21 protein-coding genes are annotated in these 23,022 nt (G+C 48.5%); 14 read left to right on the plus strand and 7 right to left on the minus strand.

What is annotated here, in order from left to right; all coding sequences use genetic code 11:
• Positions 1–2: 2 nt before the first annotated feature.
• From pilB to nadC, 3 genes are all read right to left on the minus strand, one after another.
• Entirely contained in the window at positions 3–1,709 is a 1,707-nt protein-coding gene (gene pilB / locus K0504_RS00770; protein ID WP_220102231.1) for a type IV-A pilus assembly ATPase PilB, read from the minus strand.
• Between the two features lie 128 nt (positions 1,710–1,837).
• Positions 1,838–2,272, minus strand: a complete 435-nt coding sequence (locus K0504_RS18525; protein WP_220102232.1) for a pilin — start codon at positions 2,270–2,272, stop codon at positions 1,838–1,840.
• A 346-nt stretch (positions 2,273–2,618) separates the two neighbouring features.
• Positions 2,619–3,473 carry a carboxylating nicotinate-nucleotide diphosphorylase gene (gene nadC, locus K0504_RS00780; RefSeq protein ID WP_220102233.1) on the minus strand — a complete coding sequence of 285 codons (855 nt, stop codon included), beginning with the start codon at positions 3,471–3,473 and terminating at the stop codon, positions 2,619–2,621.
• 161 nt (positions 3,474–3,634) lie between these two features.
• Here nadC and ampD point away from each other — a divergent pair, with 161 nt between their 5' ends.
• From ampD to lpdA, 6 genes are all read left to right on the plus strand, one after another.
• Entirely contained in the window at positions 3,635–4,201 is a 567-nt protein-coding gene (gene ampD / locus K0504_RS00785) for a 1,6-anhydro-N-acetylmuramyl-L-alanine amidase AmpD (protein WP_220102234.1), read from the plus strand.
• A gap of 85 nt (positions 4,202–4,286) precedes the next feature.
• A complete protein-coding gene (gene ampE / locus K0504_RS00790; RefSeq protein WP_220102235.1) occupies positions 4,287–5,354 on the plus strand; it encodes a regulatory signaling modulator protein AmpE in 1,068 nt (355 codons plus the stop codon).
• Between the two features lie 197 nt (positions 5,355–5,551).
• Positions 5,552–6,334 (plus strand): pyruvate dehydrogenase complex transcriptional repressor PdhR, encoded by a 783-nt coding sequence (gene pdhR, locus K0504_RS00795; protein WP_220102236.1) that lies wholly within the window; start codon positions 5,552–5,554, stop codon positions 6,332–6,334.
• Positions 6,335–6,404: 70 nt separating this feature from the next.
• Entirely contained in the window at positions 6,405–9,077 is a 2,673-nt protein-coding gene (aceE, locus tag K0504_RS00800) for a pyruvate dehydrogenase (acetyl-transferring), homodimeric type (RefSeq protein ID WP_220102237.1), read from the plus strand.
• 11 nt (positions 9,078–9,088) lie between these two features.
• Positions 9,089–11,017, plus strand: coding sequence for a pyruvate dehydrogenase complex dihydrolipoyllysine-residue acetyltransferase (gene aceF / locus K0504_RS00805; RefSeq protein ID WP_220102238.1), 1,929 nt, complete (start codon positions 9,089–9,091; stop codon positions 11,015–11,017).
• A 127-nt stretch (positions 11,018–11,144) separates the two neighbouring features.
• The gene (gene lpdA / locus K0504_RS00810) at positions 11,145–12,569 is read left to right on the plus strand and encodes a dihydrolipoyl dehydrogenase (protein WP_220102239.1); all 1,425 of its coding nucleotides are present in this window, start codon (positions 11,145–11,147) and stop codon (positions 12,567–12,569) included.
• A gap of 74 nt (positions 12,570–12,643) precedes the next feature.
• On the opposite strand, the gene K0504_RS00815 is transcribed toward lpdA, so the two are convergent.
• On the minus strand, positions 12,644–12,922 hold the full coding sequence (locus K0504_RS00815; RefSeq protein WP_220102240.1) for a YebG family protein: 279 nt from the start codon (positions 12,920–12,922) through the stop codon (positions 12,644–12,646).
• A gap of 242 nt (positions 12,923–13,164) precedes the next feature.
• Here K0504_RS00815 and K0504_RS00820 point away from each other — a divergent pair, with 242 nt between their 5' ends.
• A complete protein-coding gene (locus K0504_RS00820; RefSeq protein WP_220102241.1) occupies positions 13,165–14,043 on the plus strand; it encodes a hypothetical protein in 879 nt (292 codons plus the stop codon).
• A 34-nt stretch (positions 14,044–14,077) separates the two neighbouring features.
• On the opposite strand, the gene K0504_RS00825 is transcribed toward K0504_RS00820, so the two are convergent.
• Complete coding sequence (locus K0504_RS00825; protein ID WP_220102242.1) at positions 14,078–14,791, minus strand: DUF3581 domain-containing protein; 714 nt, start codon at positions 14,789–14,791, stop codon at positions 14,078–14,080.
• A gap of 361 nt (positions 14,792–15,152) precedes the next feature.
• Between K0504_RS00825 and K0504_RS00830 the strand changes: the two genes are divergently transcribed.
• From K0504_RS00830 to K0504_RS00850, 5 genes are all read left to right on the plus strand, one after another.
• Complete coding sequence (locus K0504_RS00830) at positions 15,153–16,874, plus strand: acetolactate synthase 3 large subunit (protein ID WP_220102243.1); 1,722 nt, start codon at positions 15,153–15,155, stop codon at positions 16,872–16,874.
• Positions 16,871–17,368 (plus strand): acetolactate synthase small subunit, encoded by a 498-nt coding sequence (gene ilvN, locus K0504_RS00835; protein WP_220102244.1) that lies wholly within the window; start codon positions 16,871–16,873, stop codon positions 17,366–17,368. The genes K0504_RS00830 and ilvN overlap by 4 nt, the downstream gene beginning before the upstream one ends.
• Positions 17,369–17,579: 211 nt before the next feature.
• Positions 17,580–18,095, plus strand: coding sequence for a retropepsin-like aspartic protease (locus K0504_RS00840; RefSeq protein WP_220102245.1), 516 nt, complete (start codon positions 17,580–17,582; stop codon positions 18,093–18,095).
• A 90-nt stretch (positions 18,096–18,185) separates the two neighbouring features.
• Complete coding sequence (locus K0504_RS00845) at positions 18,186–18,368, plus strand: DUF3012 domain-containing protein (RefSeq protein ID WP_318837904.1); 183 nt, start codon at positions 18,186–18,188, stop codon at positions 18,366–18,368.
• Between the two features lie 39 nt (positions 18,369–18,407).
• The gene (locus K0504_RS00850) at positions 18,408–19,685 is read left to right on the plus strand and encodes a YbaY family lipoprotein (RefSeq protein ID WP_220102246.1); all 1,278 of its coding nucleotides are present in this window, start codon (positions 18,408–18,410) and stop codon (positions 19,683–19,685) included.
• 14 nt (positions 19,686–19,699) lie between these two features.
• On the opposite strand, the gene ygfZ is transcribed toward K0504_RS00850, so the two are convergent.
• The gene (ygfZ, locus tag K0504_RS00855; RefSeq protein WP_220102247.1) at positions 19,700–20,560 is read right to left on the minus strand and encodes a CAF17-like 4Fe-4S cluster assembly/insertion protein YgfZ; all 861 of its coding nucleotides are present in this window, start codon (positions 20,558–20,560) and stop codon (positions 19,700–19,702) included.
• Positions 20,561–20,697: 137 nt separating this feature from the next.
• Here ygfZ and K0504_RS00860 point away from each other — a divergent pair, with 137 nt between their 5' ends.
• On the plus strand, positions 20,698–20,961 hold the full coding sequence (locus K0504_RS00860; RefSeq protein WP_220102248.1) for an FAD assembly factor SdhE: 264 nt from the start codon (positions 20,698–20,700) through the stop codon (positions 20,959–20,961).
• Positions 20,930–21,391, plus strand: a complete 462-nt coding sequence (locus K0504_RS00865) for a protein YgfX (RefSeq protein WP_220102249.1) — start codon at positions 20,930–20,932, stop codon at positions 21,389–21,391. The genes K0504_RS00860 and K0504_RS00865 overlap by 32 nt, the downstream gene beginning before the upstream one ends.
• On the opposite strand, the gene nadB is transcribed toward K0504_RS00865, so the two are convergent.
• Positions 21,383–23,011 carry an L-aspartate oxidase gene (gene nadB, locus K0504_RS00870; RefSeq protein ID WP_220102250.1) on the minus strand — a complete coding sequence of 543 codons (1,629 nt, stop codon included), beginning with the start codon at positions 23,009–23,011 and terminating at the stop codon, positions 21,383–21,385. The two genes, K0504_RS00865 and nadB, sit on opposite strands and share 9 nt — an antisense overlap.
• Positions 23,012–23,022 lie beyond the last annotated feature (11 nt).

The following is a 23,022-nucleotide window of genomic DNA, read 5'->3' on the forward strand; positions in this document are numbered from 1 at the left end:
GATTAGAAACTGGTGACTCGAGCTGCTTCAGCCAGTGACGTTACGCCTTGAGCAACTTTCCGAAGTGCGGATTGGCGTAGGTTACTGAGACCTTCTTGCTGGGATTGTTGCGCAATCTGTAACGAATTGCCGCCTTCCATAATAATTTTGGCAATGGCATCTGTCATTGGCATTACTTCATAAATGCCGACTCGCCCCTTATAACCACCAGTACATTCGTCACAACCCACGGGTTTATACACACTTAAGCCCTCGTCGACTTGCTGTTGCGAGAAACCTTCAGTCAATAATACAGGGGCTGGTACGTCTTCAACCTCTTTGCATTTGCTACATAAGCGGCGAGCCAGCCGTTGAGCAATGACCAAACTCACGGAACTGGCAATGTTATAGGCAGGTACACCCATATTTAGCAAACGAGTCAAGGTCTCTGCAGATGAATTCGTATGGAGCGTTGATAGCACTAGATGGCCGGTTTGCGATGCTTTAATGGCGATTTCAGCGGTTTCCAAATCGCGAATTTCACCGACCATCACCACATCAGGATCTTGTCGTAAAAACGCCCTGAGCGCAGAGGCAAAATCCAAGCCCGCTCTAAGATTGATTTGTACCTGATTGATACCGGGTAGGTTGATTTCGACCGGATCTTCGGCGGTAGCAATGTTACGTTCTTCGGTATTTAGAATATTTAGCCCGGTATAGAGTGACACAGTTTTACCTGAGCCTGTTGGGCCAGTTACCAGAATCATGCCTTGAGGCTGATTCAGGGCGTTCATATACAGTTCTTTTTGCTCGGCTTCGTAACCGAGCATATCGATGCCAAGCTGGGCGCTTGAGGAATCGAGGATCCGCATCACGATCTTTTCACCCCACAAGGTGGGCAGGGTGCTAACTCGAAAGTCGATGGCTTTGGTGCGGCTAATGCGCATCTTAATGCGGCCATCTTGGGGGACGCGACGCTCAGCAATGTCCAAATTGGCCATAACTTTTAGGCGAGCAGCCAATCGAGAGGATAGAGAATTCGGCGGCGTGGCCACTTCATGCAAAATGCCATCAATGCGAAAACGCACTCGGTAACGTTTCTCATAGGGTTCAAAGTGCAAATCTGAGGCGCCTTTGCGGATGGCATCCATCAATAATTTATTGATGTACACCACAATTGGCGCGTCATCGGTGCCTTCAACTACGTCATCGTCATGCTGATCGGTATCCTGGACTTCCATGTCGGCCAGATCGTCATCGGAGACATCGCCTAAATCAATATCATCAAGGCCACTGTCGAGTATTTTCTCGATGGCTTTGCTGAGTTTATCGTGCTCCACCAATACCGGTTCAGTACGGCGACCAAAGCTAAATTGAAAGTCTTCCAAGGCAGTAATGTTGATGGGATCATCAACGGCAACAACTAACACCCCGCGTTCAACATAAAGCGGCAGTGCATGGTGTTTCTTAATCAGTGATTCGTTGCGGTACTCGTCGGGGATCTGGTCAACATCAACGGTAGCCAAATCGAGCGCTGGAATACCATATTCATCACTGAGTAATTGCTGCAATGACTTGCTGGTGACAATATTTTGTTCTATCAGCAAGTTAATGAAATTATGTTTGCCGGTGCGAGCCTGCTCTATCAGGCTGACGGCGATACTCGCCTCAAGCAGACGTTTACGAACAAGAAGTGTGGATAAGCCTTGAATCTTTGCTGCGTGATCCATTCAGAACTCTATCGTTTACGGAGGCTGAAAGCCTGAGAAATGGGTTAAGTAACTGGTTGGACATCAAAATAACACAGACAAAAAAAAAGACCACCAGCGGTGGTCTTTTTCGAGAATAGTTGATTAATTTAGCCGCCAGCAGCAGCTGCAGGTTGACAACCTTTCACTAAATCTTGGCAATCAGTCCCACCAGTAATAGTCCAGGTGATGTTGCCACTATCTAAAGCCGGAACCAAAATCACATTGCCAACGCCAGACACATCATCGCCATTACTGTCTACATCAGTATTTACGGTAATTCCAGCTACAGCGACACTAGTCACTTTAGTACCATCCTCAGTAGGAACGTTGGAACAGTCAACTTTAATATTAGTACCATCACCCTCTGTGCTGGTACAAACGCTAATAGCCATTTTGTATGTGGCGGCGCCAGCAATTGCACTAGTGGCTTGAGAGCCTCGTACGTAGTCTTGATAAGCAGGAAGAGCGATTGCTGCCAAAATACCGATGATCGCAACAACGATCATTAATTCAATTAGGGTAAAACCTTTTTGCGCTTTCATAATAATGTCTCCGTGGAGGACGCTGTGAGATATTGCGTGTTCCTGATACTAGGGAGCCTGTTTGCCGTTTTCAATAACAAATTTGCTACTTTTTCTAATTAATTTGAAATTGGTAATGAAAACGACGTATCGCAGTCAGGTGACAACTTTTCAACGCGTCAAAAAATTGATTCATATCGCTTTTTTAATCAAATTTTGACGCATTACAAATTATTGGCGCGTTTTATGAGGTTTTGAACGTGGTGCAAGCCGGTTGGCGTTGATGAGGCCAAATTACAATTACGGGTTGTGCCATGATTCGGCAAACAACCCGTTTTCATTCATCAAAGTGACTTAGAGAGCAAGTTTACTGATGAGCCGATTCGATGCGCATGGAAAAGTCGACCGCGCGAATGTGCTTGGTGAGAGCGCCAACTGAGATGAAATCGACGCCGGTTTCTGCAACTTGGCGAATCGTTTCGATGGTCACATTGCCAGATGCTTCGAGCTCTGCTTGGCCTTGGTTAACAATAACCGCTTCCCGCATCAGTTCGGGGCTAAAGTTGTCGAGCATGACACGATCAACGCCCGCTTCTAATGCCAAACAAAACTCCTGCATGTTTTCAACTTCAACTTCAACGGGCTTGCCGGGAAAGTTGGTTCGGGCTTGTTCAACCGCTGCGGCAATACTGCCGGCAGCTGCAATGTGGTTTTCTTTTATTAAGAAAGCATCGTAAAGGCCGCAACGATGATTGACACCGCCGCCGCAGTGCACTGCATATTTTTGTGCGTTGCGCATTCCCGGAATGGTCTTACGCGTATCGAGCAATTTCACGCCAGTACCCTCAATCGCGTCGACATATTTGCGTGTAGCTGTTGCTGTCGCCGATAAGGTTTGCACGATGTTGAGCATCGTTCGCTCGCCGGTCAGAATATCGCGTGAGGTGCCAGTTAAATTGCAAATACGCTGATTTTCTTCCATCAGCTCGCCATCATTGATAAGCCACTCAATGGAGACGTGGCTGCCCAGCTGTTGAAATACTTCTTCGCTCCAAGCTTGGCCACAAAAAACCGCTTTCTCACGGCTTATTATGTAAGCCTTGCTGATCGTTGTGAGCGGGATTAGAGACGCAGTAATATCGCCTTCAATCGGTGTTAGGTGATTTAAGTCTTCAGCGAGGCAAGCTTCGACTAAGCGGCGGACGTCGTCAGGGTTGGGCATGGCGTGGTTCAGGGCATAGGGTTAAATGTGGCGGTAAGTTTACTCTGTCCGTGAGCAACTGCACAGTATTTCTATTGCCTCTTTCACAACAAAAGTTACTGCAAGGCTGTAAACTGTCGTTAGTATCCTCGTAACTAAATCAAAGGTATAGAGCATCATTTATGGCTGATTTTGACTTGCCTGATATTGACAGCGACCACCAAATCACTGGTGCCAACTGTTACACCAGTCCACATTATGATGATCGCCCTAATCATGAACAGCCGAGTTTATTGGTGATCCACAACATCAGCTTGCCGCCGGGTGAGTATGGCAATAGCTACATACATGATTTGTTTATGGGAACCCTTGATTGCAGCGCCCATCCTTATTTTGAGCAGCTTGTCGGTTTGCGGGTGTCAGCGCATTGCGTGATCGACCGTCAAGGCCAATTGGCGCAATACGTGCCGTTTGACAAGCGGGCATGGCACGCGGGTGTTTCTAGCTATCAAGGGCGTAATCGTTGTAACGATTTTGCCATTGGAATTGAGCTAGAAGGAACCGACAACGGTGGCTTTACTTCTAGCCAATACCAGCGTTTAATTGCCGTCACCAAGGCCATAATGAAACGCTACCCTACGATTTCATTAGGCAGGATTGTGGGTCACAACGATATCGCGCCGAACCGAAAAACTGACCCTGGACCATCATTTGACTGGGGTTATTATCGCTCGCAACTGGCTCTCTGAATATGCAGACCGCTTTGCGTAAAGCTTGTTTAAAACATAGACTTTCGAGTGCCTCGGCACTCGCCTACTAAATGGACTTGTCACCATGACATTACTCGCTCTTCTGATTGCGCTCGCCGTGGAACGAATTTTAATGCCTTCGTCGCGTTGGCAATTTGTCACTTATGCCAATTTGTTTTTGGCACGCATTTCGGCTTATTCGCAAACCAAAGATTGGTTTAATACGCCGCTTGGTGTGGTTGCGATTAGCGCCATACCAACCGTATTAATCATGATCTTGCTGAGGCTGGTGGAAGGCATGCTTTTTGGCCTGATGTCGCTAGTCGTCACGGTACTGGCCATTACGCTGGCCATTGGCTGTTTGCATGCCCGTAAAGCTTATAAAACCTTTTTACGAGCGGCTCGGCGCGGCGATGAGCAAGCTTGTTATATGGTGGCTAAAGAGTTGGGGGCATTGGCGAACGATGCGCCACTCAAAACTGAAGGTAGCCAAGACGAGTTACCACAAGACGTTGAGTTAGCCGTTGAGTTGTTGGATGAAGATGAACAACTCGAACAACCTAAAACGCCTCATTGCGAGTTAGAGCAGGGGGTTGGTCAAACGTTAGCTTGGATTAATTACCGTTACTACATTGCGGTGATGATTTGGCTGGTGGTGTTTGGTGCGGCAGGCGTTGTGTTCTATGCCACCATACGTACGTTGGCCGATCGCGAATTAAAGAATGCGGTTAAGCCGCCCCAAGTGAATGCCGACGACATTGATGTAGATGCCCTTGAGCTCAACGAAAATGATGAAGTGGCAGGGCTCGAAGAACAAGTGACTGACCAAGCGCCGAGCTTAACCCCCGCTAAGGCGGCAACAGAACTACTGTATTGGTTTGATTTTATTCCGGTGCGTTTGGCATCACTTGGCTTAACGCTGGTGGGTAACTTTAGCCGCGCCATGCCGATTTGGCTGGAGCATCTTCTCAATACCAAAGAATCACCTAAAGCGCATTTGGTTCGAGTCTCCTTGGCTGCAGAAGACATTGCCGATCCGAGTAACCCGACTTGTGTTGTAAGCGTGACTAAGTTTGTTGAAATCGCTAAGCGAAATGTCTTGCTGGTACTGAGTGTTGTTGCGGTACTGACCTTATACGGCAGTGTTAGCTAGCTTGCGAATATGAGAAAACAATTTGCCGCCGGTGGTTTGGTGCTCAAATCAGACCACTTGGCAAAGGCTTGGAGCTCAATAGCGGCGGGGTTCTGCAAAGAAGGCACAATAAACCGCTGTGTTTTAGGCTAGACACAGCAACCCCACTCTGCTAAATTTTTGCGGTCGAATGGTAAGACCAATTAGCCAAGAGCAACATGACTCAGATCAAAAGCCCGTTCAATTCAGTCAAGCAGCCTCGTCTCGCCGACGTTATCGTCGAGCAATTAGAGCGCATGATCATTGAAGGTATTTTGGCTCCGGGTGAAAAATTGCCGTCGGAACGTGAACTCGCTAGCCAGTTCAATGTATCGCGACCATCGCTGCGAGAAGCCATACAAAAGCTTGAAGCCAAAGGCTTATTATCACGCAAGCAAGGCGGTGGGACGTTTGTCAGCGATGAAAGCTGGCAAAATGTAGCGGAACCCTTGTTCCAATTAATGGTCAACCATCCTGAGTCACAATTTGATTTACTAGAATTTCGTCATGCGCTTGAAGGGATCTGCGCCTATTATGCTGCTCTGCGTGGCACGCAAACGGATGACGAACAATTAGCTCAGTGCATTGAGGATATTACCAATGTGCAACTGAGCGACGCCACCATACATACCCACGCCAATGCAGTGATGGGGTTTTATTTGAAAATGGCTGAAGCTAGCCACAATGCTGTGGTGCTACAGGTAATGCACTGCTTAAAACCCTTACTGCAACAAAATATTGAAGACAACTTGCGACAAATGTTGCGGAGCTTAGAAGCTCAGCAAGTGGTGTTTAAACATCGAAAACATTTGCTCAGCATGATTGTTCAACGAGAACCAGAGCTGGCAAGACAAGCTAGCCATGAACACTTGGCCTACATCGAAGAAACACTCTTGGATGTCAGCCGACAAAAAACGCGGATGGAGCGCTCACTGCGCCGAGTTCGCAGTGAGACGAAATAACGTCAAACTTGCGTGGTCTATGATCACTAGGTTTGCCATTAAACTAATACTCTGAAAGAAGGAATACGGCATGTCTGATCATCTCGAGCATGACGTCGATCCCCAAGAAACTGGGGAATGGCTTGATGCCCTAGCAGGCGTCTTGCAGCAGGAAGGGCCAGAACGCGCTCATTACCTGCTTGAGCAACTGATTGAAAAAGCACGTCGCAGCGGTGCGCACTTGCCTTATACGGCAACCACTGCATACCTGAATACCATTCCACCGTCGCAAGAGCCGCAAATGCCTGGCAACATGGAATTAGAGCGTAAGATCCGCGGTTATATCCGTTGGAATGCTTTAATGACCATTCTGCGTGCGTCTAAAAAAGATTTAGATCTCGGCGGCCACATTTCTTCTTTCGCCTCTAGTGCGACTTTGTACGATGTGGGCTTCAATCACTTCTGGCGTGCGCCGAACGATAAAGACGGCGGCGACCTGATTTACTTCCAAGGCCACATTGCACCGGGTATTTACGCCCGTTCTTACTTAGAAGGCCGTTTCACTGATTCGCAAATGGATAACTTCCGTCAGGAAGTAGACGGCAAAGGCCTGTCTTCTTATCCACACCCGAAACTGATGCCTGATTACTGGCAGTTCCCAACGGTTTCTATGGGCTTAGGTCCATTGCAGGCGATTTATCAAGCGCGTTACCTCAAGTACTTGACTGACCGTGGCATCAAAGATTGCTCCGATCAAAAAGTATGGTGTTTCCTCGGTGACGGCGAAATTGATGAGCCAGAATCACTAGGCGCTATCGGCCTCGCTACTCGCGAAGGTCTTGATAACCTGATTTTTGTTGTCAACTGTAACCTGCAGCGCCTCGATGGTCCGGTCCGTGGTAACGGCAAGATCATTCAAGAGCTGGAAGGCACCTTCCGCGGCGCCGGCTGGGAAGTGATTAAAGTTATCTGGGGTCGCTACTGGGATGCACTGCTGAACCGTGACACCACAGGTAAACTGCTGCAGTTGATGGAAGAAACCGTTGACGGTGAATACCAGAACTGTAAAGCCAAAGGCGGCGCTTATACGCGTGAGAAGTTCTTCGGTAAATACCCTGAAACTGCTGAAATGGTTGCCAACATGTCTGATGAAGACATCTGGCGCTTGAACCGCGGTGGTCACGATCCAGCAAAAGTTTACGCAGCATACGCCAAAGCGGTTGCCACTGAAGGTCGTCCAACTGTAATTCTGGCGAAGACTGTTAAAGGTTACGGTCTGGGTGACGCGGGCGAAGGTAAAAACATCGCTCACAACGTTAAGAAAATGAACATGGATGCGGTCAAGCACTTCCGTGATCGTTTCAGCATTCCAATTAACGATAACGACATTGAAGATCTGCCGTACTACAAGCCAGCTGAAGATAGCCCTGAGATGGTTTATCTGCGCGAGCGCCGTGCAGCACTACACGGTTACTTGCCACAGCGTCGTGTGAAATTCAGCGAATCGCTGGATATTCCTAAGCTGAAAGCATTCCAGCAAGTTCTGGAAGGTTCTAACGGCCGTGAAATCTCAACCACAATGGCACTGTCACGTGTTTTGACTGCCTTGTTGAAAGACAAGAGTGTTGGTAAGCGCGTTGTTCCAATCATCCCGGATGAAGCTCGTACCTTTGGTATGGAAGGCTTGTTCCGTCAGGTGGGTATTTACGCCCATGGTGGTCAGAAGTACACCCCACAAGATGCCGACCAAGTTGCATACTACCGCGAAGATAAAAGCGGTGCGGTATTGCAAGAAGGCATTAACGAAGGTGGTGCAATGAGTTCTTGGATGGCAGCTGCTACCAGTTACTCGGTGAACGATGCGCCAACCATTCCGTTCTACATCTACTACTCCATGTTCGGTTTCCAACGTATTGGTGACCAAGCTTGGGCTGCTGGTGACTTGCGTGCCCGTGGCTTCATGATTGGTGGTACTTCAGGTCGTACAACGCTAAACGGTGAAGGTCTGCAGCACGAAGATGGCCACAGCCACTTGCAATCAGCGACGATTCCAAACTGTATCTCTTACGATCCAGCCTACGGTTACGAAATTGCTGTGATTGTTCAAGAAGGTATGGATCGCATGTACGGTGAGCGTCAGGAAGATGTGTTTTATTACATCACTACCTTGAACGAAAACTACGTACAGCCAGCAATGCCAGAAGGCGTTGAAGAAGGCATCATCAAAGGTCTTTACAAGCTTGATGAAATCAAAGCTAAAGGCCGCGGTAAGAAGAAAGTTCAGCTATTGGGTTGTGGTTCTATTTTGCGCCACGTTCGCGAAGCAGCTCAAATTCTTGCTGACGAGTTCAAAGTTGAGTCTGACGTATTCTCGGCAACCAGCCTGACTGAGTTGGCACGTGACGGTAACGAAGCTGAACGTTTCAACATGCTGCACCCTGGTGAAGAAGCGAAAGTACCTTACATCGCCAAAGTACTGGAGAAAGACGTACCAGTTATCGCGGCCACGGACTACATGCGTATCTTCGCAGATCAGGTTCGTGCTTATGTTCCTGCGCCATTTAAGGTGCTGGGTACTGACGGCTTCGGTCGTTCAGACAGCCGCGAAAACTTGCGTGACCACTTCGAAGTTAGTGCGCCATACATTGTTGTAGCAGCACTGAGCGAGTTGGTTAAGAACGGTGACCTAGACGCTAAAGTCGTTCCAGAAGCGATCGAGAAGTTCGGTCTGGATGTCGACAAAGTCTACTCACTGTACGCTTAAGGAGAATACAAATGGCCGAATTGAAAGAAGTTCTGGTTCCAGACGTTGGCGCGGATTCCGTTGACGTAATTGGTATTCTCGTTGAAGTTGGCGAGCAAGTAGAGCCAGAGCAAGGTTTGATTGAAGTGGAAGGTGATAAAGCCTCCATGGAAGTACCAGCACCATTCGCTGGTACCGTCAAAGAAATTAAAGTTGCCGTGGGTGATCAAGTTTCCCAAGACAGCCTGATCGTGATTCTGGAAACGGGTGCTGACGCGCCTGCTGCAGAAGAAGCTGCCCCAGCACCTGTTGCTGAAGCGCCTGCCGCAGCTCCGGCTGCTGCACCTGCAGCAAGCGGTGCGGTTGAAGACGTAGCGGTCCCGGACATTGGCGGTGATGAAGTTGACGTGACCACTATTTTGGTTGCTGTTGGCGATACCGTTGAAGTAGAGCAAGGTTTGATTGAAGTAGAAGGCGATAAGGCTTCTATGGAAGTGCCTTCACCCGTTGCTGGTACCGTGAAAGAAATCATCGTTAACACAGGTGACAAAGTTGCCGAAGGTACTTTGATTGTTCGCATCGAAACCGGCGCTGCTGCTCCTGCTTCAGCACCAGCTGCGGAAGCTCCGGCTGCCGCACCTGCTGCTCCTGCCGCAGCTCCAGCGGTTGCCGAAGTGAAGGAAGTAACCATTCCTGATATCGGCGGTGATGAAGTTGACGTGACCACTATTTTGGTTGCTGTTGGCGATACCGTTGAAGCTGAGCAAGGCTTGATTGAAGTAGAAGGCGACAAAGCCTCTATGGAAGTGCCTGCTCCGTTTGCTGGTACCGTGAAAGAAATCAAAGTTGCTGTGGGTGAAAAGGTTGCCGAAGGCACTCTAATCGCGTTGGTTGAAACTGTCAGCGAAGCGCCGGCAGCTCCAGCTGCTGCGTCTGCTCCAGCACCTGCTGCGCCAGCCGCACCGAAAGCTGCGCCTGCTGCTGCCAGCAAGCCGCCACCAGTTTCTGATCACCCGGGTTCAAATCAAAAAGCATCGGCCGCAGGCCATGCGTCACCAGCTGTTCGTCGCATTGCGCGCGAATTCGGTGTTGATTTGTCTAAGGTGAAAGGAACAGGTCGTAAAGGACGTATTCTGAAAGAAGACGTTCAAGCGTATGTTAAAGCTGAATTGGCTCGTCCTAAGTCTTCAGGCTCTGCAAACGTTAGCGGCGGAGGTTTGTCTGTATTGGCTCAACCTCGCGTTGACTTCAGCAAGTTTGGTGAAGTTGAAAAGGTTGAACTAAGCCGAATTCAGAAGATCTCAGGTCCGAATCTGCATCGCAACTGGGTAACAATCCCTCATGTGACACAGTTCGACGAAGCCGATATCACTGAGCTGGAAGCGTTCCGTAAAGAGCAAAATGCAATTGCTGCGAAGCGCGATCTTGGTTACAAGGTCTCGCCGTTAGCCTTCATCATTAAGGCTGCCGCAAAAGCACTAGAAACTTATCCTAAGTTCAATAGCTCGCTGGACCCAGATGGCGATCACCTCTATATGAAGAAATACATTCATATTGGTGTGGCCGTTGATACGCCAAACGGTTTGGTGGTTCCAGTACTGCGCGATGTCGATAAGAAAGGCATCATCGAAATTACTCAAGAGTTGGGCGTCATTAGTAAGAAAGCCCGCGGTGGTAAGTTGACTGCAGCAGACATGCAAGGCAGCTGCTTCACAATCTCTAGCTTGGGTGGTATTGGTGGTACTCAGTTCACGCCAATCGTGAATGCGCCGGATGTGGCCATTCTGGGTGTGTCTAAGTCTGACATTAAGCCAAAGTGGAACGGTTCCGAATTTGAACCTCGTCTGATGGTGCCGCTGGCATTGTCTTACGACCACCGGGTGATTGATGGTGCCGATGGTGCCCGTTTCATCACCGAGCTGAACAACGTGTTGAGCGATATTCGTCGCCTCGTCATGTAAAGTCAGTTGTCAGAGCCGGGTTCGCCCCGGCTCTTGGCGTTTTAGCTGACCCTAAGTTATATTGCCGAAAGCCTCGTACCCTCGAGCAAATCGGACAACTAAAACAAAATTAAAATTTGAGGTCGTAATGAGTAACGAAATCAAAACGCAGGTGGTGGTGCTTGGTGCTGGTCCTGCTGGCTATTCTGCTGCGTTCCGCAGTGCAGATTTGGGTATGGAAACCGTATTGATTGAGCGTTTCGATACCTTGGGTGGTGTTTGCTTGAATGTTGGCTGTATTCCTTCTAAAGCACTTTTGCACGTTGCTGAAGTGATTGAAGATTCAAAAAACATGGCAGAGCACGGTGTTGTTTTTGGTGAGCCAAAAACCGACATCAACAAGATCCGCATCTGGAAAGACAAAGTAATTTCTAAGCTAACTGGCGGTCTGGCCGGTATGGCGAAAATGCGTAAAGTGAAAGTAGTTAATGGCTACGGTAAATTCACTGGCGCTAACTCAATTGAAGTTGAAGGTGCTGACGGTAAAACGACCGTTAACTTCGACAGCGCAATTATCGCGGCGGGCTCTCGCCCAATTCAATTGCCGTTTATCCCACACAATGACCCACGTATTTGGGATTCAACAGACGCACTGAAACTGGAAACGGTACCAGAGAAGTTGTTGATCTTGGGCGGCGGTATTATCGGCCTAGAAATGGGTACCGTTTACGATGCGCTGGGTTCTAAAGTTGAAGTGGTTGAGTTCATGGATCAGCTGATCCCTGCCGCTGACAAAGACATGGTTCGCGTTTATACCCGTGAAATCAAAGAAAAATTCAAGTTGATGCTAGAAACCAAAGTGACCGCTGTTGAAGCGAAAGACGACGGTATCTATGTCAGCTTTGAAGGCAAAAACGCGCCAAATGCAGCAATCCGCTATGACGCGGTATTGGTTGCTGTAGGTCGTACGCCAAACGGTAAATTGTTGGAAGCTGAAAAAGCCGGCATTGCTGTTGATGAGCGCGGCTTTATTTCTGTTGATAAGCAAATGCGCACCAACGTACCGAACATCTTTGCCATTGGTGACATTGTTGGTCAACCTATGTTGGCTCACAAAGGTGTGCACGAAGGTCACGTTGCGGCTGAGAACATTGCTGGTAAGAAGCACTTCTTCGAACCTAAATTGATCCCATCGATTGCTTATACACACCCAGAGGTTGCTTGGGCGGGTATGACCGAGAAAGAAGCAAAAGAGAAGGGCATCAATTTCGAAACAGCTACTTTCCCATGGGCTGCATCTGGCCGCGCTATTGCCGCTGATGCTGAGTCTGGCATGACCAAGCTGATCTTCGACAAAGACACCGATCGTTTGTTAGGTGGCGCGGTTGTTGGTAAGAATGCCGGTGAATTGTTGGGCGAAATTTGTCTGGCGATCGAAATGGGCTGTGATGCTGAAGATATCGCATTGACCATTCATGCTCACCCAACCTTGCATGAATCTGTTGGTCTTGCAGCAGAAGTCTACGAAGGTTCGATTACTGATTTGCCAAACGCCAAGGCAAAGAAAAAGTAAGCTAACCTTACGACAATAAAAAAGCTGGCATCTGCCAGCTTTTTTTATGCTTGATTGTGCCGCCGAAGGGCTATTTAAGCCGCGTCGGGCTCGGCTTTAAGGGCGACCTTTTTCGGCTGAGGGCGACGTTTAGCTTGCAGAGCAAACAACACTTCATCGCGATTTTCTGCCAGATAAACACCAAGTTTCTCTAGTTCACCTTCGTCGATTTTGATGCCGGACGCCGTCACTAGATCTTCCAGTGCCGCTGCCATATCCAACATACGGTCATATTCATCAGCTTGTTTCTTATCCACGAACGTTCTGACCTCCTCGCCATTGCGCACAACGACATAGCGGGTTTCAACTGCCATGATTTCTCCTCATTCGCCAATCCCCAGATCGCAAAGTTATTTCCTTTCACGCTGTTACTTGCACTATCGAACAGTCCGAGCAACAGGATAGCGCATAAACTAACAGGATACTGGTTATCTGTACAGTTGTGTTGATGTGAAACAAAATCTAAACAAATGGCTTAGTTACATCGGCTGGTGTGATTTGCTAGTCTGCTTGCAGGAAAATGATGTGTGGTAACAAGGCTAAATAGGATTTTAATTTGAATTTAATGCATGGAGCGACGCGTTTGTTGGCGATTGCGATTTCTGCCTTCGGGCTACTTTGCAATGTTGCTGGAGCTGCTGAATTAGCTGCCTATGAGGAAGTTGGCCGCTACAAACTGGCGAAACAAGTGTCAGAGTCGTCAGGCTTGGCTTGCACTGATGAGCGCTTATTCGTCATTAACGACTCGGGTAATGAACCCAATGTTTATGAATTAGATCATCAAGGTCAGATTCAGGCCACCTTTCCAATGATTGCTCCCAGCCGTGATTGGGAAGCGATGACAACCGATGGCCAGCGACTATTTATTGCCGATATTGGGAATAATCACGGGGTTAATCGCCAGCTACAGATTTATCATTTGCCGTTGACTGCGTTACATCCGTCCAAACCGGGCATGTTTGAGCAAATCAATTTTTCGTTTGCTGATTTTGAGCTGCACCCTATCGAGCCAATGCGCCACGACTTGGACGCAGAAGCGATTGCACTGAATGGCAACGACTTGATGTTGTTTAGCAAAAGCTGGCAAACCAATCGCACTCGGGTATATCGCGTGGCGCAGTTGCCGGCATCGCAACTTCAATTACTGAGCCCCATTGCAACGATTGCTGATTTACCGGGGATGGTAACTGGCGCACATTATGACGCCGCCGAGAAAAGCTATTGGCTGGTTGGCTACAACAGTAAGGGGTTGCCAAAAATGACGCCCTTTGTGGCGCGTCTAAGTGAAGCGTTTGAAGTGCTGGAAGTAAAACTGTTACCCGGCTTGGGTCAAATCGAGGCCGTTTGTATCGATGAGCAGCGCACCTTATGGATGGCGCAGGAGCAATTAATCTTTACGCCGGCGTTGTTGCTGAAATATCAAGCTGGTCACTAATGCGAAGCATTGGTGCCAGCTATCATTGCAAAACTTAGGCGGCGCCAACATTCTCTTTTCGTTCTAAATACGCTTGCTCCATCGCGGCCATTTGTTCTGAGCAGAACGGCCTCAAGCCACTTAGCACCATTTTCTTGCGGCCTTGGCCAATGAGCTTGCCTTGATCGTGAATCTCAAAATTTAAGTAGGCATCGCCACGCTTGCCATTCACGTCAAGCTCAGTGCTAGCGAGGCTGAGTTCTGGCTGTTCGAAGTCCAAGGTCTCTAATGTGAGAGACATGCTTTCATACATCACCAATGGGCGAGCAGGGTTGATCATCACATCGTGGCGCTCCATTAAAGGCACCAAAATGTACGGGAAGTTCTGCCCAGAAAACGAAACATAATTTCGGATCAGGGCTTCTACACTGTCATCGTAGGCGCGGTTAGCACCAGCGCGGCTGACTTGCAGGTAGGTCTTATCCGATTCAACGTCTTGGATGGAAAATTGATTTAAGCTGGCATCGGGTAAGGAAATGGTGCGATCGGCGCTGAGCATCCCTTCAAATTTAAAATCCATTGTTTGCTGAATGCCGTATTCTTTAAGAACAACGGCAAATAACAAATCGCCAGGCACACAGAAACGTTTGGCATCAGCGTCATGGATGGGGTTGAAATCACCCGCCACGCGCTTGGCAAAACGAGATGCTTGCTCTGCAGTAATTGTGACGGTGCCTTGTTGGCATTGGTAGAAAGTTTCTAAAACCATGACTTTGTTCCACAACATGACCAACTAAAATGGCCGTTTGAATGCTCTGTGATTAAAATAGCGGCAGTTTATACCACTCAATGGTGTGATTCGCAGATAAGACCAGCCATTGCGGTTTTGTTAATGTGCGCCAGTATTAAGATTGGTCGTTGGTTTAAGGCATTTTAAACACGAAGCCAGAGGCTTTTATTTTAGACAGTTTTCTAACGGATAAGATTGAAACTGATTGACTTTAACCCCTTATTTACTGCACTCTTGCGCTGTAACGTCAGCTTTACCTTTTAATTTAAAATTTGTTTTAAATTGGGGTTGACAATACCAAGGTGTCAAATTTTAAAAATAATAGTTAAGAGGCCCTCGCGTGGAACAATTATCTGGCGCCGAGATGGTGGTAAGAACCCTTACCGATCTCGGTGTAAAACACCTTTTCGGCTACCCTGGTGGTTCTGTGTTGGACATTTACGATGCCCTGTTTCAGCACAGTGACATCGAACATATTCTAGTGCGCCATGAACAAGCTGCGGTCCATATGGCCGATGGCTATGCGCGCTCAACCGGCGAAGTCGGTGCTTGTCTAGTGACTTCCGGTCCTGGCGCGACCAATACAATTACTGGTATTGCCACAGCTTATATGGATTCTATTCCAATGGTCGTGTTGTCGGGTCAGGTACCAACTAGCCTGATCGGTAATGACGCATTCCAAGAAACCGATATGATTGGTTGTTCCCGACCCATCGTAAAACATAGTTTCTTGGTCAAACATGCCGAAGACATTCCTGAAGCCATTCGCAAAGCTTTCTATATTGCCTCGACAGGTCGTCCTGGGCCGGTCGTGGTTGATTTGCCAAAAGACGTCCAAAATCCTCAGTTGAAGTTTCCGTATAAATTTCCGGAAACTGTCAATATGCGCTCGTACAACCCGACAACTCGGGGCCATTCTCGGCAGATCAAAAAAGCGGTATCGGCCATCATGGCGGCAAAGAAGCCGGTAGTATACGTGGGCGGCGGCGCAGTGGCGTCTGAAGCTCAGCAATTGGTCACCGATTTCGTTGAAAAACTCAACCTGCCAATCACCAATACGTTGATGGGGTTAGGTGCGATTTCCGGTGAGCATGAGCAATTCCTTGGCATGCTGGGTATGCATGGTACTTATGAAGCAAACATGAGCATGCATAAGTCTGATGTCATTGTGGCATTGGGGGCGCGTTTTGATGATCGCGTGACCAACAACGTCACTAAATTTTGCCCCGATGCACAAATTATTCACGTTGATATCGACCCAACGAGTATTTCTAAAACTGTATCGGCCCATATTCCGATTGTTGGTGCTATCGATACCGTACTCGAACAAATGATGCAGCAGATCGAAGAGTCAAAAGAACAACTCGATCAGCAAGCATTAGCTGAGTGGTGGCAAACCATTAACGAGTGGCGTTCTCGCAAATGCCTGAGTTACGAGCCGTCGACCGACAAAATCAAACCTCAGTTCGCGGTTGAAACACTATATAAAGTGACTAAAGGCGAAGCGTACGTTTGCTCCGATGTTGGTCAGCATCAGATGTTTGCAGCCTTGTACTATCCGTTTAAGAAGACTCGCCAATGGATTAACTCTGGCGGTCTCGGCACCATGGGCTTTGGCTTTCCGGCCGCCATGGGGGTAAAAACTGCTTTTCCTGATGCGCAAGTGGCAGTGATTACCGGTGATGGTTCAATTCAGATGAACATTCAAGAGCTATCCACCTGTTTGCAATACAACATTCCAGTGAAAATTATTTCATTGAATAATGCGGCGCTGGGCATGGTGAAACAGTGGCAGGAAATGTTCTACTCTGGCCGTCGTTCTCATTCATACATGGAGTCGATGCCTGATTTTGTGAAATTGGCAGAGGCTTATGGCCATGTCGGTATGCGGGTGGATGATCCGGCCGAACTAGAGCAAGCCATGACCGATGCATTTGCAATGAAAGACAGGCTAGTCTTTATGGATATCCGGATTGACCCAGCTGAGCACGTCTATCCAATGCAAATTAAGTTTGGCGCCATGGATGATATGTGGCTTTCGAAAACGGAGCGCACCTCATGAGACGAATTCTATCGATTTTGCTAGAAAATGAGCCCGGCGCTTTGTCTCGTATCGTTGGCTTGTTTTCTCAACGCGGCTACAACATTGAATCACTAACGGTTGCGCCCACTGATGATGAAACCTTGTCACGTATTACGATTACGACAATGGGCGACGATCAGGTTATTGAGCAAATCACCAAGCAAGTTAACAAACTCGTTGACGTGTTGAAGGTGGCAGACCTGTCTGAAGGTGCCCATGTTGAACGTGAATTGATGTTGGCCAAGTTACGGGCGAATGGCAATGCGACGCGAGAAGAAGTCAAACGTACGGTGGACATCTTTCGCGGGCAGGTGGTTGACGTCACCAACTCGTTGTATACGGTTCAGCTGACTGGCCCAAGCGATAAGCTAGATGCATTCATCGCCGCGGTTCGTGATACCACCGAGATTGTCGAGATTGTTCGAACAGGTGTTGCGGGTATTGCACGTGGTGAGCGAGCATTACGCCAGTAACCACTCAGTAACGGCACCCCCAAGAACGTTAAAAGCCAGACTATTGTCTGGCTTTTTGCTTTTCTGTGAGCCTTGCTTGCGCTAGATCCCAACTCTATTGATTCAGATCGAGAAACCCCGCCGCCGAACCTGCACTATTACATCCATATGACATAATTATTAATAAGTTCCCGTTGGGAAATTTTGTTTGAGCCAAATTCGGAGGTGAACCATGACCAAGTTAACTTGGTTGCTGGTGCCACTATGGATGTTGATACTCGCAGGAAGCGCTAATGCTGAGCAGCTAGATCCACTAACTCAAATTGATGAACGAGCAGATCAACAAGTGATTGTGCCGTTCTCGTTTGCTGATAGCGGCCATTTAATTATTGAAGTGTCGTTTAATGGCATGCAGCCAAGCGCTTTATTAATTGATACTGCAGCCGGTATCTCCCTGCTTGATAAACGCACGGCCCGAGCGCTTGGCCTCGAAATAAGTTCATCGCGCAACAATATCAAATTGGCAGGTTTGGGGACTAAACGACAGACCATGCGTAATCTTGATGTGGTTGATCTCGAAATCGGCATGGCGGTCTTTCCAACACCAGAGTTTTATACGACCGACTTACACCATATCCGCCGTATTACGGCCAACGAGCCGGTAGTGGGAATTTTAGGCACTGATTTTTTGGTTAAACATCAAGGTATTGTCAATTACGTCGATCAGACGTTAACCCTCAATTGGTAATCTTTTCCTTCTTATCGAATGTTGACTGTTGAATTTGCAGTCGCATTCGATTATTCATGTTGTTCCCGAAAACTATTAAAGGATTTGATTGTGCGCATTATTAAAATGGGCGCCGCTGTGTTTGCGGCTGTTCTTCTACAGGCATGTAGTGCTGAAGTTGGTAGTCAAGCTTGGTGCCAGCAGCTTGAAAAAAAAGATAAATCTGAATGGTCTGCAACGGAAGCTGGCGACTATGCTAAACATTGTATCTTCGGCGATGTTAAAACGGATTAAGTTGGGCGGCTAACGTTAGCTGGTCTACAAGGAGTAGTGATGTTGGGTTGTAGGTTATTTGCCGTGCTTATTGGAGTGATGGTGACCATCGTTGGCTGCCAGCCTTCACCACCAACACATGCTGAGCTCAGCGGAGCTTGGTTGCAAACGCAAGATGGTCACCAACAGGGAGTGGTGCTTCATCCCGACGGCGATTTGAGTCTGGTGGGAATTGCCAATGAGCAAGGCGAGCGTTGGCAATATGATGCCCAATCGCAACGCTTAATTCTCATCACAGACTCTACGCTCCAGTCCGAAACCCATATTGTCGAATACGACATTCAATCGTTTTCCCAAGCTCAATTTACGTTGGTTGGTGATGGTCGCATGGCTGGCGAGTTTGCGCGCGCTGACGAACAACTTGCAGTGATCAGTGGCGACGTAACTTACCATCAGCGAATGGCACTATCACCGCGTGCGATGCTAACCGTGGTGCTCAACGATGTGTCTCTAGCCGATGCGCCCGCCAAGCAAATGGCAAGTTATGCTGTAGCGCTGAATGGCAAGCAAGTCCCCGTACCATTCAAGCTAGCTTTAATGAAATCTCAAGTTGAAGCTGGGCATCGTTATTCGATTCGCGCAAGCATCCATGTTGATGACAAGCTGCTGTTCACGAGTACCCGTCACTATGGCGTTGAGCCAATGCAGTCCGGCTCGGTTCAAGTGGAAGTTGAACCTGTACAGCGGCGTAAACCAACACTTAATGAGCGCTCACAACAAACCTTTTATGGCGAGCTTGTTTGTGCTGATTGCCCAAATGGCCCAGTACATCTAGGTTTGGAGGCTGACAATACCTTCTTGATGTTAGATTCTGCGGGCAAGCATGCCTCGTTTGGTGGTTGGAAGCAGCAGGGGCCAGTACTGACGTTAACGGCTTCAGATGGTCAGTCTTATTGGTTTCGTCGTCATCAAAATGGTTTAGAGCCACTTTTAGCTGCTGGCAGTGCAAAGTTGCCCGCGCCACCGTTATTACTCGATGCGCCAATGCCATCACTTGATTTGGCTATTCAGCTCATCGGTGATTATCGGTATATGGCGGATGCGGCTGTATTTCAGGAATGTGTCACAGGTAAGCGATGGCCCGTTGCTCAAGACCAAGGCGGACTGCGCCTAGAGCAAGCTTATATGCAGAACAGAGCCGGCCCTGGTGAGCCATTGCATATGACGGTTGCTGGAAAGCTTAAGGTTCTACCGGGCATGGAAGAGGGCAGTGAGGTGGAAACCTTAATCGTGTCTGAGCTGGTAAACGTCGCAGATCAAGATACGACCTGCGACTAATCGAGAAGTGAATATTAGTCGCTGCTAGGCATCGGCTCATAAGGTAACGGTTGCAGGCTTAACGCAATGCTTGCTTCTGTTTCATCGACCAGCCGGTAGCTTTCTTCATTGCTCGCATCACTTGCCAGTACCGCAAGCGTGTGCAACTTGCCATCTTGATCTAACACGCTATTGAGCAATGTGCCCGCTTTACGCCAGTTCCCATTGCGACTGATCTCTAACTGATTGTTGCCGCTAATGTGGAATTCTTCTGCCGCAGTTGCTGTCAGGTAAAAGGTCGCGCGCTTTTGTTTTCCCAAATACTGCATTCTGGCGACTGTTTCTTGGCCGATATAACAACCTTTCTTAAAGCTGACTGCGCCAATCGCGGCTTGGTTTAGCATTTGTGGCACTAATTCACCCACGTGCTCAGAATCGCAGAGCAGGGGCCAGCCCGCTTGGATTTGTGCTATTTGCCAAGGGCTGTCATCGCTATCCGCATCAAGGTCATTGTTCGCTAGCCATAACTGGCCAAAGGGCAACGTGGCCGTTGCTAAGGCAGGATACTGAACATCAGCAGTGAGCTGACCATAGACTGCGATATCCGCCGATACGTCAGTGATATCGACCTTGGCGAATACGCCAAACTTCTGCAGGGCAGCTAAGCTAGCAGGCAATACCGCACGATGCATGACCATGAATAAGCCTTCATCCGCTTGCAGCAATATGAAATTACTCCACATTTTGCCTTTTGCATCGCAGTGGCAACCCGCCAACCAATGCTGTTGATCAAGTTGGCTCATATCACAGGTTAACTGACCTTGCAGGTAGCTGCGTTGATCATCTCCGGTGACCTGTATCACTCCGAGTTGAGAAAGGCGGTATGGCTTGGGCATAGCGGGCAAATCCAAAATTATCTATAGAGAATAAAATGAGGGCGGCCGACACAAATTTCAAGAGCCAATAGGGATATTGGGTCAGCTCCCTTCCACTGTTATGATAGCCTTTAATGAATTGAATAGAGAGGCTAAACATGACTGCTCAAGATGCCAATATGGCGCGTTTACGGTGGGGCTGCCGTCGCGGCATGCTGGAGTTGGACGTGATTCTAGAACCCTTTTTCGACAATGAGTTCGCCAACTTGACGCCACAATGTCAGCAAGATTTTGAGCGCCTATTGGCCTGTGATGATCCTGAGTTGTTTGCTTGGATTATGGGGCATGAAAGCTGCGAAGATGCGGCTTTAGCCGCTATGGTAAAGCGTATTGTCGACTACAACCGCAGCTTGCTCCGCTAATTTCAAACCCTCTCGGGTGGCGCAATTGGCAGTGATGTCGATGACTTTAGCGCTACTCGCAATCTTGGCCGTGGTCTATCGCTATGGGGCTTGGACACACGGTTGGGCTGCCATCATATTGATCCCGTCGATATTGTGGCTGTGCGCTTTACTTATTCGGAAAGCCCGTCGGCTCGAAGGCTACTTGTTACTTTCCCAAGATGGTCAGGTGACGGTTCAATACACTGAAGAAAATTTGCATGGGGAAGTGCAACTTCCTTTGCTATTGAGCGATCTGGCAATTCTTATTTGCCTTGAGCATGATGGGCGCCGCCGTCAATTGCTCATTATGCGAGATGCAGTAGGCCCAGATGACTTTCGCCAGCTCAGTGCCTCATTGCTTCAACGAAGACACCAGCTGGTAGGGCAAAAGCATGGCTCGTTAGAGTGATGGTGGAGAGGGTTTGATCGGCTCCGGCTTAAGAATGGTTGGGGCACTGTTCTCTAATCGCTCCAAGTGATCCAACGTAAAGTGCAAGCCTCGACTTTCTTTTCGCTCAATGGCGCATAGCACAATCAATTCCGCCACTTGCAGCAAGTTTCTCAGCTCGAGTAAGTTATTACTCACTTTAAAATGCGAGTAGTACTCATAAACTTCTTGCTGCAATAATCGAATGCGTCGCAACGCTCGCTGTAATCGCTTGTCGGAACGAACAATACCAACGTAATCCCACATAAATAGGCGTAGTTCATGCCAGTTATGCTGAATCACAACTTCTTCGTCAGAGTCAGAAACTTGGCTGTCATCCCAGTTAGGAATATCAACAAGTGCACACGGGGTGGTTAATTGTTGGGTGATATGTTGAGCCGCAGCTTCCGCAAACACGACACATTCCAGCAACGAATTACTTGCCATACGGTTGGCGCCGTGCAAGCCGGTGTAGCTAACTTCACCAATGGCATAAAGCCCTTCTAAGTCGGTACGACCATCGAAGTCGACCATAACGCCACCACATGTGTAGTGTGCTGCGGGCACAACTGGAATGGATTGAGACGTAATGTCGATGCCCAGTGATTTTAATTTTTCGTAAATGGTTGGGAAGTGGCTTTTGACGAAGTCTGCTGGCTTGTGGGAAATATCCAAGTAGACACAGTCAGCGCCGAGTCGCTTCATTTCATAGTCAATGGCACGAGCCACAATATCGCGAGGAGCAAGCTCTAAACGCTCATCAAAGCGATGCATGAAGCGTTCACCACTTGGCAATTTAAGATGAGCGCCTTCACCTCGCAGCGCTTCGGTCAGCAAGTAGTTACGGGCTTCAGGGTGAAACAAGCAGGTGGGGTGGAATTGATTGAATTCCATGTTCGCCACGCGACAACCCGCGCGCCATGCCATGGCGATACCATCGCCTGATGCCACGTCTGGATTACTTGTGTACTGGTATACCTTCGATGCGCCGCCGGTTGCTAAAATCACAAAGCGAGCACGGATGGTTTCGACATGCTCTTTGTCTCGGTTCCAAATGTAGGCACCGTGTACTTTATTTTCATCCAGGCCAAGTTTATGGCCGGTAATGAGATCAACTGCGTTATAGCGTTCGAGCAAAGTAATGTTACTGTGAGCGCGCACTGCATCGACCAAGGTCGTTTGTACGGCTTTGCCGGTCGCGTCGGCGGCATGAAGAATTCGCCGGTGGCTGTGGCCACCCTCTCGAGTGAGATGATAACGAAGCTGGCCGTTGTCATCGCGTTCGGTATCAAACGGCACGCCTTTGTCAATCAGGAACTGAATACTTTGGCGAGCGCGAGAAGCAGTGTAGAGTACCGCCTCTTCGTCACATAAGTCTGCGCCGGCATCCAACGTATCGGCAACGTGGGAAGAGATACTATCGGTCTCATCAAACACTGCAGCGATCCCACCTTGGGCATAATAGGTGGCACCTTCGGTCAACGGGCCTTTACTTAGTACGAGCACTTTGGCATCGTTGGCGAGCCGTAGCGCTGCAGTAAGGCCTGCAGCACCGCTTCCGATAATGAGTACATCACAGGTATAATCAGCGGATTGTTTCATCAAGTTACTGG

It is taken from the genome of Neiella holothuriorum (assembly GCF_019457915.1).
Lineage (GTDB): Bacteria > Pseudomonadota > Gammaproteobacteria > Enterobacterales > Neiellaceae > Neiella > Neiella holothuriorum.

Excerpts from the sequence above, each read along its gene's own strand:
- pilB (WP_220102231.1), bottom strand. The coding sequence starts at position 1,709 with ATGGATCACGCAGCAAAGATTCAAGGCTTATCCACACTTCTTGTTCGT.
- K0504_RS18525 (WP_220102232.1), bottom strand. The coding sequence starts at position 2,272 with ATGAAAGCGCAAAAAGGTTTTACCCTAATTGAATTAATGATCGTTGTT.
- nadC (WP_220102233.1), bottom strand. The coding sequence starts at position 3,473 with ATGCCCAACCCTGACGACGTCCGCCGCTTAGTCGAAGCTTGCCTCGCT.
- ampD (WP_220102234.1), top strand. The coding sequence starts at position 3,635 with ATGGCTGATTTTGACTTGCCTGATATTGACAGCGACCACCAAATCACT.
- ampE (WP_220102235.1), top strand. The coding sequence starts at position 4,287 with ATGACATTACTCGCTCTTCTGATTGCGCTCGCCGTGGAACGAATTTTA.
- pdhR (WP_220102236.1), top strand. The coding sequence starts at position 5,552 with ATGACTCAGATCAAAAGCCCGTTCAATTCAGTCAAGCAGCCTCGTCTC.
- aceE (WP_220102237.1), top strand. The coding sequence starts at position 6,405 with ATGTCTGATCATCTCGAGCATGACGTCGATCCCCAAGAAACTGGGGAA.
- aceF (WP_220102238.1), top strand. The coding sequence starts at position 9,089 with ATGGCCGAATTGAAAGAAGTTCTGGTTCCAGACGTTGGCGCGGATTCC.
- lpdA (WP_220102239.1), top strand. The coding sequence starts at position 11,145 with ATGAGTAACGAAATCAAAACGCAGGTGGTGGTGCTTGGTGCTGGTCCT.
- K0504_RS00815 (WP_220102240.1), bottom strand. The coding sequence starts at position 12,922 with ATGGCAGTTGAAACCCGCTATGTCGTTGTGCGCAATGGCGAGGAGGTC.
- K0504_RS00825 (WP_220102242.1), bottom strand. The coding sequence starts at position 14,791 with ATGGTTTTAGAAACTTTCTACCAATGCCAACAAGGCACCGTCACAATT.
- ilvN (WP_220102244.1), top strand. The coding sequence starts at position 16,871 with ATGAGACGAATTCTATCGATTTTGCTAGAAAATGAGCCCGGCGCTTTG.
- K0504_RS00840 (WP_220102245.1), top strand. The coding sequence starts at position 17,580 with ATGACCAAGTTAACTTGGTTGCTGGTGCCACTATGGATGTTGATACTC.
- K0504_RS00850 (WP_220102246.1), top strand. The coding sequence starts at position 18,408 with ATGTTGGGTTGTAGGTTATTTGCCGTGCTTATTGGAGTGATGGTGACC.
- ygfZ (WP_220102247.1), bottom strand. The coding sequence starts at position 20,560 with ATGCCCAAGCCATACCGCCTTTCTCAACTCGGAGTGATACAGGTCACC.
- K0504_RS00860 (WP_220102248.1), top strand. The coding sequence starts at position 20,698 with ATGACTGCTCAAGATGCCAATATGGCGCGTTTACGGTGGGGCTGCCGT.
- nadB (WP_220102250.1), bottom strand. The coding sequence starts at position 23,011 with ATGAAACAATCCGCTGATTATACCTGTGATGTACTCATTATCGGAAGC.